11 protein-coding genes are annotated in these 13,017 nt (G+C 36.9%); all 11 read right to left on the bottom strand.

Going from position 1 to position 13,017, the window contains the following annotated elements; genetic code table 11:
• Window positions 1–21: 21 nt before the first annotated feature.
• The 11 genes from CS937_RS16145 to rbsK all read right to left on the bottom strand — a co-directional run bounded on the left by CS937_RS16145 (window position 22) and on the right by rbsK (window position 12,853).
• Window positions 22–840, bottom strand: coding sequence for a carbohydrate ABC transporter permease (locus CS937_RS16145; protein WP_099159500.1), 819 nt, complete (start codon window positions 838–840; stop codon window positions 22–24).
• A 21-nt stretch (window positions 841–861) separates the two neighbouring features.
• The gene (locus CS937_RS16140) at window positions 862–1,752 is read right to left on the bottom strand and encodes a carbohydrate ABC transporter permease (RefSeq protein WP_099159499.1); all 891 of its coding nucleotides are present in this window, start codon (window positions 1,750–1,752) and stop codon (window positions 862–864) included.
• An 81-nt stretch (window positions 1,753–1,833) separates the two neighbouring features.
• Window positions 1,834–3,189 (bottom strand): ABC transporter substrate-binding protein, encoded by a 1,356-nt coding sequence (locus CS937_RS16135; protein WP_099159498.1) that lies wholly within the window; start codon window positions 3,187–3,189, stop codon window positions 1,834–1,836.
• Window positions 3,190–3,759: 570 nt separating this feature from the next.
• Entirely contained in the window at window positions 3,760–4,704 is a 945-nt protein-coding gene (locus CS937_RS16130) for a formylglycine-generating enzyme family protein (RefSeq protein ID WP_099159497.1), read from the bottom strand.
• Window positions 4,705–4,724: 20 nt separating this feature from the next.
• Window positions 4,725–5,672: an acetylxylan esterase gene (locus CS937_RS16125; protein WP_099159496.1), complete on the bottom strand. Its 948-nt coding sequence runs from the start codon at window positions 5,670–5,672 to the stop codon at window positions 4,725–4,727.
• A gap of 86 nt (window positions 5,673–5,758) precedes the next feature.
• Complete coding sequence (locus tag CS937_RS16120) at window positions 5,759–7,030, bottom strand: ABC transporter substrate-binding protein (RefSeq protein WP_099159495.1); 1,272 nt, start codon at window positions 7,028–7,030, stop codon at window positions 5,759–5,761.
• Window positions 7,031–7,201: 171 nt separating this feature from the next.
• The gene (locus tag CS937_RS16115) at window positions 7,202–8,476 is read right to left on the bottom strand and encodes an ABC transporter substrate-binding protein (protein WP_099159494.1); all 1,275 of its coding nucleotides are present in this window, start codon (window positions 8,474–8,476) and stop codon (window positions 7,202–7,204) included.
• A gap of 278 nt (window positions 8,477–8,754) precedes the next feature.
• A complete protein-coding gene (locus CS937_RS16110) occupies window positions 8,755–9,564 on the bottom strand; it encodes a carbohydrate ABC transporter permease (RefSeq protein WP_099159493.1) in 810 nt (269 codons plus the stop codon).
• A gap of 15 nt (window positions 9,565–9,579) precedes the next feature.
• Entirely contained in the window at window positions 9,580–10,467 is an 888-nt protein-coding gene (locus tag CS937_RS16105) for a carbohydrate ABC transporter permease (protein ID WP_218012844.1), read from the bottom strand.
• Window positions 10,468–10,568: 101 nt separating this feature from the next.
• Window positions 10,569–11,840, bottom strand: a complete 1,272-nt coding sequence (locus CS937_RS16100; protein ID WP_099159492.1) for an ABC transporter substrate-binding protein — start codon at window positions 11,838–11,840, stop codon at window positions 10,569–10,571.
• A 92-nt stretch (window positions 11,841–11,932) separates the two neighbouring features.
• The gene (gene rbsK, locus CS937_RS16095) at window positions 11,933–12,853 is read right to left on the bottom strand and encodes a ribokinase (RefSeq protein ID WP_099159491.1); all 921 of its coding nucleotides are present in this window, start codon (window positions 12,851–12,853) and stop codon (window positions 11,933–11,935) included.
• Window positions 12,854–13,017 lie beyond the last annotated feature (164 nt).

Below are 13,017 nucleotides of genomic sequence, written 5' to 3'. Positions count from 1 at the left end.
CCACTCCCCAGGATATGTAGATTATTTAATACCCGAAATTTTAATCCCTTCAATAAGATGCCTTTGGAAAATAAGGAATAGAACAATTACTGGTATAGCAGCAATGGTCGAACCAGCCATAATCATTGCCCAATCATTCCCTTGATCGGAACGGAAATATGCTAACAGCTGCATAATTTGGTATAATCTTTCATCAGAAATGGTCATAATTGGCCAAATCAGTGAATTCCAGTAGCCTAAAAACGCAGTGATACCAACTAGTACAAAAACTGGTACAGATAAAGGTAAAAAGATATACCAATAAATCTTGAATCTGTTCGCCCCATCAATAAAAGCCGCATCCTCCAGTTCTGTTGGTATATTTAAATAAAATTGCCGTATCAAAAACACATTCATCGCAGATGCAATACCCGGAATAATCAAAACATAAATAGTGTTAAGCATATGCAACTTAGCAACTACTATATAAGATGGAATCAAAATGGCCATCGACGGAATAAACAACGTCATGATTACATAAAGCCACCAGAAATTTTTCGTTGGAAATTCTAATCTCGCAAATACATAGGCAGCCATTGAATTGATAAAGATAATTAAAGTTGTCGCTACCACAGCAACAAACAATGTCAATCCAATTGACCGCATGAATGCTGGATTTTGTAACAGTTCTATATAGTTAGTCAAAATCCATTCTGATGGAAAAAACTTAAAAGGATATGAAAGTACTTCCGACTCTTTTTTAAAACCAGCCATCGCCATCCAAATTAAAGGAAAAATAGACAGTATTGCTACAAGAAAACCAATTAATTTTAAACCATATATATTTAATTTTTCTTTCATACGGTATACCTCCAGTTTCGTTTAACTGTCCATCTTTTTCGAGTTAAACAGTTTAAAAATAACAGCTGAGATAACTGCCAAAATTACAAATAGAAGCAGTGCTGATGACACTGTATACCCCATGTAAGGGTCCTTGGTGAAATGAGTAAATATAAATAGGTTTGGTGTCATGGTCTCATTCAGAGGACCTCCACCGGTCATTAAATAAGGTAAATCAAACTGTTGAATCGCCCCAGTTACACCAACCACTAGTAGATACAAGAATATATTTTTCAATAATGGAATAGTAATATAAATCATTTTATGCCATGCATTGGCACCATCAATTACTGCAGCTTCATAATATGTTTTAGGGATATCGTTTAATCCTGCAAGCATAACAAGTGTTGTAAGACCAAATCCAAGCCAAATTGCCGGAACGGAAATACTAGCTAGTGCAAATTTCACATCAGCAAGCCAAGCGACTTTTTCCAAACCTAAGGACTGGATAATAAAGTTAGCTAGTCCTCCATCAAAGTCATAAATGAATAGAAAAATAATAGATGCAACTACCCCGGATATAACATGAGGAATATAAATAGAAGTTTTTACAAAACCACCAAATTTCCCTCCTAATGTTCGTATCAAATTTGCAAACAAAAATGCCAATACAAATTGTATAGGGATAACGATTGCAGCGAATTTTAATCCAGTCCACATAGCTTTGTAAAATAAAGGATCCGATAAAACTCGCTTGTAGTTCTCAAACCCGATAAAAATATTTTCTTGATAAAAATTCCACTTATAAAAACTAACAAATACAGCATAAAACAATGGAATGATAACAAAAGCAGTTAATAAACCGATAAGTGGCAATAACATTAAAAATGCTGTTTTCTTATCGGATCGATTAATTGCAGATAATTTTTTCATATACCCACCCATTTCTCTAATAATTTAGAGGTTTAGATATAAATCCATATCTAAACCCCCAAATTAAATTTCTACTAGTAATTACTGAAGTCTAGGATTAGTTCCTGCATAATCGTTCGCTTCAATATAATCGTTAATTTCTTTTTCAGCCTGTTTCAATGATTCATCAATATCCTGCCCTTGTAAATATACACGCTCCAATGCATTCGCATAAGCTAAACTAATTTCCCATGCATGAATTGGTTCTGGTACAGCATATGGAATAACCTTTTCTAACAGTATTTTTCTCCATTCATCATTTGAAGCTTGAGGGTGATCTTTTAATGCCTCATCGACAGATTTACGTCCTGTGAAACTTGAGAAGTTAGATAGTTCAAAGAAATCAACCATGATTTCTGGATCCCCTCCAAGGAACCACTCAATAAACTTAGCAGCTTCTTCTGGATGCTTAGAATTCCCATCGACTACAAATGTCCATCCACCCATTGCAGAAGTCGGTTGTTTATAATTACCATCTGGAGTTGGTAGTGGAGCTACCCCGATCTTATCGACTACATCTGCATATTCATTTCTCAATGCATCAAATGTAAATGAACCATTAAACATCATTGCTGTACGACCATCGACCAAAGGCTGGATTTCTGTATACATACCTGGTTGTTGTTTTGGAAAAATCCCTTCTTCGTATAAGGTATTCCAAAACTTAAATAGCTTTTTATAACCTTCATTGTTAATGGTTGCTTCTGACCAATCTTCATTTATTGGTAATTGACCGGTCATAGCTTGAAGTCCCCAGTGAGACCACGCAAGATCATTAGTATTACCTGCAGCAGTCAAACCATATCTTCCATCTTTGGACAGCTTTTTACCATATTCAATTAACTCATCCCAGGTTTCAGGTGGCTGTTCTGGATCCAGTCCAGCCTCTTCAAAGAAATCTTTTCTATATAAGAGAATGGAACCAGGTTCAGCATTAAATGGATATGCATAGTGCTTACCGTCAAACGATACGAATTCATTAGCAAAATCATGAAGATCTTCAAAAATTGCCGGATCTACATATTCATCTAAAGGTTGGATTTTCCCTTGTTGAGCAGAAAAAACAATACTACCATAGTTCATCGTCATAACATCTGGGCCCGTACCTGCCGCTTGAGCCGCTTTAACTTTTTGATCCCAAGCATCACCAGCGATAAAGGTAGCTTTAACTTCTACTTCATCTTGTGATTCATTGTATTTATCAATCCACTTATTAAACCAATCTGCCTTACCATCCCCCCATGAAACCCAAAAATCAATAACTGTTTTTCCAGATTCCGTCTTATCAGATTCTGCTCCAGCGCTTTCTCCTTCTGGGCCCGTCCCCTTACATCCTGCCATTAAAATAACAAGCGTAAATAGTGAAATCAAAACAACTAACAACTTGTTTTTCCTCATAATTTCTCCCCTTTTTTATATGACTTGTTAAAAAATTGAAGTAAATAGTTCCTTTAGACGAATTTTCTTTGAAGATCACCCCTTTCAAAGCTTTTGATTGACGGAAGTTTAATCTGATTATCATTATGTTGGGTTAATAATTTATGCAATATTTAGACATCTAGAGAAAAACGTATGTATGTAAACGTATACAGAAAGTGTGTAAATAAAATGTGTAAACGTTTACACATGGACTTAAAAAAATATGAAACTAATGAAAGGGTTTTCATAATTCTTATAAATCTAATATATTATAATATTCGTTTTTTATCAATACTTTTTTCATTTTTCGAAAAAATATTTTACAAGTACCCATAATTGTATTTGCGAAATTCCCTGCGTTGAGGAGCGGATCGTATTTGGAAGATTTTCTCTCGTATTTCCATTAATTTGGCGCGTATTTTTAATTTTTGGCGCGTATTTGAGTTAATCTGGATCGTATTAACATAAATCGGATCGTATTGCCAAAAATTAGGTGACCCCACCCCCGAAACTCACAAATTTATAAGCATTTACACAAAATCTGAACTACTAGACGTCGATCACACAACGAAATCCCGTATTCCCTGTAGAACTATCAGGTGTATTTGCACTTCTTGCAGCCACTCTGTAACGATTGCAATAGGATTTATGACAGAGGTACGACCCACCTCGAATGGATTTACTTTGTCCAGTTGCTGGCCCAGTTGGATTATCACTTACACTATTAGAATGATAATTACGGTCAAACCAATCCTCACACCATTCCCATACATTCCCCGCCGTATTATATAACCCATAACCATTTGGCTCATAATTATCTACAGGACACGTACCGAAGTATCCATTACGCTTTGTATTTTTAGTTGGAAATTCACCTTGCCAGATATTACATTGATGCTTTCCATCTACAATCAGTTCATCGCCCCAAGGATAAATCTTCCCATCCAATCCTCCACGTGCGGCATATTCCCATTCAGCCTCTGTCGGCAAACGCTTCCCACTCCACTCACAAAAAGCTTTCGCATCATTCCAGGAAACGTGCACAACAGGATGGTCCATTCTATCTTCAATCCCTGACCCAGGACCCTCAGGATATTTCCAAATTGCCCCCTTCACCGCCACCCACCACGGTGTTTGCTGAGCAGTTCGCGGATTTGACTTTAGGAATTCATCCGTTAAAAAGCTATAAAAAACAAATGACCAGCCGAACTGTTCCGCTTCTGTTACATACCCCGTATCGTTTATAAACTTAGCGAATGCTTCATTTGTAACGACATATTTATCGATTAAAAATGGAGAAACAGCAACTTTTCTTGCCGGTCCTTCCCCATCAGAGGGAAAACCATTTGCATCATCCGTACCCATGACGAATTCTCCACCATCAAGATAAACCATATTCTCTTCAGATGTTATATGTGTCTTGAATACATGTTGATCTGTATGTATTTTCGTATCATCAAAATTCTCTCTTGATGCAGAACAGCAGCTTTTCATAAGAGAACATCCTTTCCATACTATAGATTCTCATTAACAAATTTAATCGTTTTATCAATATGTTCAATTATTTCCATATCATGTCCGGCGAATGGATATATTTCCATTGATTTAGGTGCTTTCAATTGATTATAAACACCAAATATCGGTTTAGGCGGACAGATAAGATCCTTCAATCCAACAGAAAATCTTGTCTTACATGTAATATTCTTGGAAAGATTTAAATTGTCAAAGTATGTCAGGTTATCATAAACCAATTCAATATGTTCCGGATATCTGTGCAGAAAGTTTTCTACAATCGTTAAGGACCCCTCAAACTTTTGTTCCATTGTCAATGGGATATCACACATATTCGGCATATCGGCAATTGCCAGCTTTGGTCGATCATCTAAAGCTGCAACAGCCAATGTTATCCCTCCACCCATACTCGCTCCCATGATACCAATGCGTTCTGCATCAATTTCAGGACGTGAGCAAGCGAAATCTACTGCACGAACACCATCTGTATAAACTTTACGGTAATAATACTCGTCTTTATTTAAAATTCCTTTTACTACCCAAGACCCCATTCCGTCTGATGAATAGTGGGAATAGTCCCCACTCCGCCCTTGTCCTCTACAGTCGACAGCAATTACGGCATACCCTTGGATAAGCCATTTCATATACTTGGAGATAGAGTTTTTATTCCCCATATAACCATGGAAAAAAATAAGACACGGTAGCTTTTGATCATGCTTTTTTGGAAGAATATAAAACGCCTTTATTGGAGTATCATCAAAACCGCTATAGCTTAATTCATAGACTTGAATCTGTTTAATTGGATAATCTATTTCTTCTAGTTTTTCATGAAGCGGATTTTTTCTTGCCTCTTGAAATGTACGCTTCCAGAAAGAATCATGATCCGGCTTTTTTGTTGGCTTCGAGATATAGGATTCGAATTCTTTAATCGATTCCTTTATATATTGCATGTTACTCACCTGCTTCTTGCATAATTTTTATAAGGATGTCCCACCATTATCTATTTTGGGACATCCTCCAAGGCTTTCCTCTTTAGTTACTTACTATCAAGTATAGATTGAATCTTTTCATGAGCAATTTCAGCTGCTTCTTTACCACTCATGCCACCAAACATTACATTTTGCAACGCTTCTCCTACTGCATCAACTATTTCCGCACTAAATTTAGGCTCTGGAATGGCAGAATCATAGATTTCCTCTGTGAAAACGTTACGAAGACCTTGACTATAAAATTCTTTGCCTTCTTCTATAACAGATTGACGGGGAGCATAGGCAAATTTAGTTTCAGTTGCCCATTCCAATGGTCGGGATTGATCATCACCAAATGCCCACATAACGAAGTCAGCTGCTTGTTCTACATGTTCACTATTAGCATTTACCGCAATTTTCCACCCCCCTGCAGCTGTGGCATGCTCTCCGCCTTCTGGTATTGGAATTGGTGCTAGACCAAATTCATCACCATCTTCAAACTCTTGTTCTAATTTTGGAATTGCCCACGTTCCAAGAATTTGCATTGCCGCAGTTCCACCACCTACATTTGCAATGTCGTCATGTGGAATTTGCAATTTCGATGGAGATACTCCTTCTTGGAAAAATGATCCCCAAATGTCCAATGCTTCTGCTACTTCCGGTGTATTAAATGTGGATTTTGTACCATCCTCGCTTAAAACACTTCCTCCATTTTGCCACAAGAAAGGATACCAAATAAAGTTAAGGTAAGGACCTTTATCAGTTGGAAGTGCAAGACCAGCAACTTCATCTGTCGTAAGCTCTTTAGCTGTTGCTAATAATTCATCCCATGTTTTGGGAACTTCGAGATTCGCTTCTTCTAACATTGTCTTATTGTAATACAAACCAAGCAGTTCCAATTCAAAAGGAAGTGCAAGGATTTTGTCATCAACCGTTACTGCTTCTAATGCAGAAGGTAGAAAATCTTCTTTTACACCCTCTTTAAAATATGGTGAAAGATCAGCCAATGCCCCTGCGTCTGCATACTTTTGAAAATCCCCTGGACTAGTCATGAAAATATCCGGACCTTCATTATTCGCAAACGCAACAGGTATCTTCGTATTAGAGTAATCCGTTGCATTACCAATAGTTGAATATTCGATTTCCACTTTATCTTGCATAGCGTTATACTCATCAACTAAACCCGAGAAAAACGCTTCTTCAGCATCTGTATGAAAATCCCAAAAGGTTAATTTGACAACATCTCCAGATTCACCACCAGATGATTCAGAAGAACATCCAACCATAAAAATAAGGACAAATACAAAACCAACGACTATTAATGGTTTCGACAATTTCATTTATTTTCCCCCTCGATTAAGAAAATAGTAAACTTTCAACTACAAGCAAACATGACGAAGGTTATCACCCCTCCCTGCATATATACACAATTTTGCAAATATTAATTTTAAAAGGCTGTCCATAAAACACTAACCTTTTTATAGAACAGCCTGAAACTTTTACCTTTTTAATTACTTACTATCAAGTACAGATTGAATCTTCTCATGTACCGTTTCAGCAGCCTCTTCACCACTCATATCACCAAACATCACACTTTGTAATCCCTCACCAATAGCATTTACAACTTCTGCACTATATTGAGGCTCAGGTGTTGCAGAATCATAAATCTCTTCTGTGAAAATTTTACGCAGCCCTGTTTTATAGTATTCTTGCCCTTCTTCAATTACAGATTTTCTTGCAGGATAGGCAGATTTTGCTTTTGCCCATTTCAATGGTCGTGATGTATCCTCTGCAAATGCCCACATGATGAAATCTGCAGCCTCTTCCACATGTTCACTGTTGGAATTCACAGCAAGTTTCCAACCTCCAGCAACTGAGGCATGTTTCCCATTGTCTGGGATTGGTATAGGTACTAAACCTGCTTCGAAATCTTTAAATTTATCATCTAATGTTGCAATTGCCCAAGTACCACTAATTTGCATTGCAGCTGACCCAGTAGCTATATTATCAATATCTCCAGCACCATATTGTAATTTTGAAGGTGCTAAACCTTCTTGAAAAAATGTTCCCCAGTAATCCAATGCCTTTACATTTTCCGGTGAATTAAATGCAGATTTTGTTCCATCCTCATTTAATATACTTCCACCTTGCTGCAATTGGAACGGATACCAAATAAAATTTAAGTAAGGTCCTATATCAGTTGGTAAAACAAGACCAGCAACTTTATCCGTTGACAGTTTACGAGCAGCGTCCAATAACTCATCCCACGTTTCAGGTACTTTTACATTTTTGTCCTCTAACATTTGTTTGTTATAATACAAACCTAACAATTCCATCTCGAATGGTAATGCAAGGATTTTTTCCTTATAGGTTACTGCATCGATTGTTGAAGGAAGAAAATCCTTAAGTACACCTTCTGGAAAATAAGGCGAAAGATCTGCCATAACACCAGCATCAGCATACTTTTTAAAATCGCCAGCGCTCGTCATAAAAATATCTGGTCCTTCTTTATTCGCAAAGGCAACCGGAAGCTTCGTATTAGAATAATCAGTTGAATTTCCAAATGATGCGTACTCTATTTTCACGTCATCTTGAATGGAATTATATTCATCAACAAGTTCTTGAAAAAGCTCTTGATGGATATCATATTGAAAATCCCAAAAGTTTAGAGTCACAACCTCTGGATCACCAGAAGAGTCTGATTCCCCGGAAGACCCCGAACACCCCCCAATAAAAGCAAGCACAAAAACAAAAAAGACAGTCATTACCGATTTCCAAGATTTCAAATAAATTACCCCCTTGATTTTGAAAATTACTCCCTATAAAGAAAGGCTAGTACATTATAAGTAACATTACCCGCCTTCAAAAATTTGCTTATCAACATATGCAAACGTTTACATACCGTGGCAAGTAAAATTGCCTGTAATCGTTTACACATATACTATTATAAATTCATTATTTTTGCAATACTTTTATTATTTCACTATCACTCTGTTCTCGAACTACATACGAAAGTTAATTAACGCCATGATAAACTATCATGGCGCTTAACTTTGCTTGTAAGTTATTTAATACCTGTTGTTTTAACACCTTCAACTAAATGTCTCTGTACGATGAAAAAGAGTATGAATGTTGGAATTGCAGATATTAGTGCTGCTGCCAGCATAACGCTCCACTCTGTTTCATACCCTCCACCAACAATATTTGCCAATGCCACCTGAACGACATTTAATTCTTCTTTTTGGTTAATGATCATCGGCCATAAGTAATTGTTCCAATTGGCAGTAAAGAAACCAATCGTTAGAGGAACAATGATAGGTTTTGATAGTGGAAGGACAAGTCTGAAAAATGTACCAGCAATAGATAGTCCTTCTACATATGCTGCTTCTTCAAGCTCCTTTGGAAATTCAAGATAAAATTGGCGAAATAAAAATATTCCATAAGCGTTAAATATCATAGGAACAATTAGCCCTAGATATGAGTTTGCCATTCCGAGATTTTGAACAACCATATAAAGTGGGATCATAATAACAGAAAATGGTACCATCAACGTACTGATTATCCAACCAAATGTAAATGTTTTACCTGGGAAATTCAGTCGTGCCAATGCGTATCCTGCCATTGCATGAATAAGCATCGCAACCACGGTTACCGTTACTGATACAATTAAAGAGTTGAAAATTGCTCGAACTATATTCGTTTCCGCAAACACTTGTTTAATATTATCAAAGGTAAAATCACTTATACGTAAACTCAGGTCAAAAACAGAATCAGGTGTTTTGAATGCACCTACAACTAAAAAGTAAATTGGAGCGAGCATAAGAAGCCCACAAACAATCGCAAATATAGTAATGGTGCTTTTCCTTAATTTCATTGTCTCTTAGACCTCCTATCCCTTTTTGGTATACAATCTCAACTGAGCAAGAGATAGTATAAAAATTATAAGGAATAATATAACTGCTAATGCAGAAGCATATCCCATATTTAAAAATTCAAATGCTTGTTTATAAATATAAAGTACACTTACTTCGGTAGAACTTGCAGGACCACCACTTGTCATTACCATTATTTGGTCAAATACTGTGAAAGAAGCAATCATTGTTACAATCAAAATAAATGTGCTTGTCCCTCTCAGTAAAGGAAAAGTGATCGATCTAAACGCCCTCCATGCTGATGCCCCATCAATCTTTGCAGCTTCATAATAGTCTTTTGGAATTTCCTTAATAGAAGCCATAAATATAATCATGTTGTACCCTATATTAATCCAAAGAATTACCACAACAATAGATACCAATGCTTGATTAGTAGAACCTAGAAATTCTAATTTATCAAATCCTAATGAACTTAGAAGCTGATTAAGAACACCATTTCTAGGATCATACAAAAACATCCAAATAACAGCCGAAATTACCGATGTTATCGCAAAAGGGAGCAAAAACATTGTACGTGCAATGCTTTGGTATTTTTGTTTTAAATTGTTTAAAATAACCGCAAAAAATAATGATAAGCAATATAGTGCAGGAACATAAATTAATGTAAAAAGAAACGTTCTGCCTACTGATGCCCACCATCTCTTATCGGAAGCCATCTCTACATAGTTGTCAAAACCAATGAACACCTTAGGGCTTAACGCATTCCAATCATGCAAACTTACATAGAACGCATAAATCATCGGAAAAAACACAAATACTGTTAATCCTACTAAGTTTGGTAGTAAAAATCCGTATGCAGTTAATACCTCGTTCCGTTTTCTTCTATTTTTTTTCATGCGTTTCATTAACCATTCCTCCTCGTCGCTTTCGAGGTATTTAATAGTTTAGGAAGGATGTCCCATAGGTGTATAACCTATACTAGGACATCCTCTAAGCTTTTACCTGTTTATTTCTTACTATCAAGTATAGATTGAATCTTTTCGTCTGCTATTTTAGCCGCTTCTTTACCACTCATGCCTCCAAACATTACATTTTGCAATGCTTCTCCTACTGCATCTACTACTTCCGCACCAAACTTAGGCTCTGGAATGGCAGAATCATAGATTTCTTCTGTAAAGACTTTACGAAGTCCTTTATCGTAGAATTCCTTGCCTTCTTCTACAACAGATTGACGTGGAGCATAGGCAAACTTAGTTTCCGTTACATATTCTAATGGTCGTTCTTTATCGTCACCTACTGCCCACATAATAAAGTCAGCTGCTTCTTTTACATGCTCACTTTTAGCGTTTACTGCAAATTTCCAACCACCTGCAGCCGTAGCATGCTTTCCGCCTTCAGGTATTGGAATTGGTGCTAGACCAAATTCATCACCATCAGCATATTCACTTTCAAGCATAGGAATTGCCCAAGTACCTACAATTTGCATGGCTGCAGTGCCACCACCCAAATTACCAATATCAGTAGGGTCTATTTGTAATTTTGAAGGAGCTGCTCCCTCTTGGAAAAATGACCCCCAAATATCCAACGCTTCTGCTACTTCCGGTGTGTTAAATGTAGACTTTGTACCATCCTCGTTCAATACACTTCCGCCATTTTGCCATAGGAACGGATACCAAACGAAGTTAAGATAAGCTCCTTTATCAGTTGGAAGCGCAATCCCCGCAACGTCATCTGTCGTAAGCTTTTTAGCCGCCGCTAATAACTCATCCCAAGTCTTAGGAACTTCAAGATTTGCTTCCTCTAACATTGTTTTGTTGTAATACAAACCAAGCAGCTCCAATTCAAATGGAAGAGCAAGAATCTTATCATCAACCGTTACTGCTTCTAATGCTGATGGTAGAAAATCTTCTTTTACACCTTCTTTAAAATAAGGTGAAAGATCAGCCAATACCCCTGCATCTGCATACTTTTGAAAGTCTCCTGGACTAGTCATAAAAATATCTGGACCTTCATTATTCGCAAAAGCAACAGGTAATTTCGTATTAGAGTAATCTGTTAAGTTACCTGTAGTTGTATATTCAATTTTTACCTCGTCTTGCATCTTGTTGTACTCATCGACTAAACCTTCGAAAAACTCTTGGTCACCCTCTGAATGAAAATCCGAAAAAGTAAGTGTAACAACATCACCAGATTCACCTTCAGAATCTGAAGAACATCCAGCCATAACAATAAGTGTTAAAACAAAACCAATCGTCATTAATTTCTTCCACAATTTCATTTTTTTACCCCCATGTAAGTTATAAAAATAATTCAACTCTACTAGTAAGCGCTATCATTTAAAGTGCATCCTCTCCTTTCATGCCACGTCGATCATGCTTCACTCTTTTGCAGAAAATCATTAACTTCCTGTAAATGAGGAAGGGATGGAATAGCCCCTTCTTTCGTCACTGTTAAAGCACCAACAGCATTGGCAAATCGAACAACTTCTTGTAATGGTTTCCCCTGGGTAATTCCTACAGCTAATGCACCATTAAAAGCATCTCCAGCAGCCACCGAATCAACGGAAGTCACTTGGAAACCTGCAATATGATTTGTTCCTGCGTTATTAACAATTAAAGCTCCTTCTTCAGCAAGCGTTAAGATGACATTTTCAATTCCTTTACTTAGAAGGATTTTCGCAGCACTTTCTGCATCTTCTGTACTATTAATTTTTATACCAGTTAGTATTTCAGCCTCTGTTGAATTCGGTGTAAGGTACGTAACTTTACTTAACAAACTATCATTAAGTTCCTGAGCTGGCGCTGGATTCAATATTACCGGCACATGATTAGCAGACGCGATTGTTACTGCCTGCTCAATCATATGTACATCCATTTCTAATTGAACGACCACAATATCCGCCTCTTTTATATGTGATTCAATTGTCTTCAAATCGTCATTCTCATATGCCATATTTGCTCCCGGAACAACAATAATACGATTATTACCACCTTCTTCAACCGTGACCATCCCAATACCTGTTGGTTTTTTTTCATCTTTTAAAATAGATTTTGTGTCGATCTGTTCCTCATTTAGCGTCTCAATCATTTCATTACCGAAATCATCACTCCCTACTTTCCCAGCCATCATCACTTCTCCACCAAGCCTAGAAGCCGATACAGCCTGATTTGCCCCTTTTCCACCTGGGAATCTTGAAAAATGTGTTCCAATAATAGTTTCACCATTTTCAGGAGCTCGTGGAGTTTGTACAACTAAATCCATCATAAAACTTCCAATAACTAATATTCCCACTTCATCTACACCCTTTGCTGTAATTTACTTATTAAAACAAACTAAACTCCTACAAGAAAATATAATATGTCTCTTTTTAATAAAGAGGAGTTTTGTAATTTTCTCTACTATGGAACGTGCGTCTATATTTCATCACCGACTCTGTAATCGTTTACACATGCACG

The sequence above is a fragment of the Virgibacillus ndiopensis genome, from assembly GCF_900187325.1.
Taxonomy (GTDB): Bacteria; Bacillota; Bacilli; order Bacillales; family Amphibacillaceae; genus Virgibacillus_E; species Virgibacillus_E ndiopensis.
Note: the sequence above shows the minus strand (reverse complement) of the source record. Positions and strands in the feature narration are given on the sequence as shown.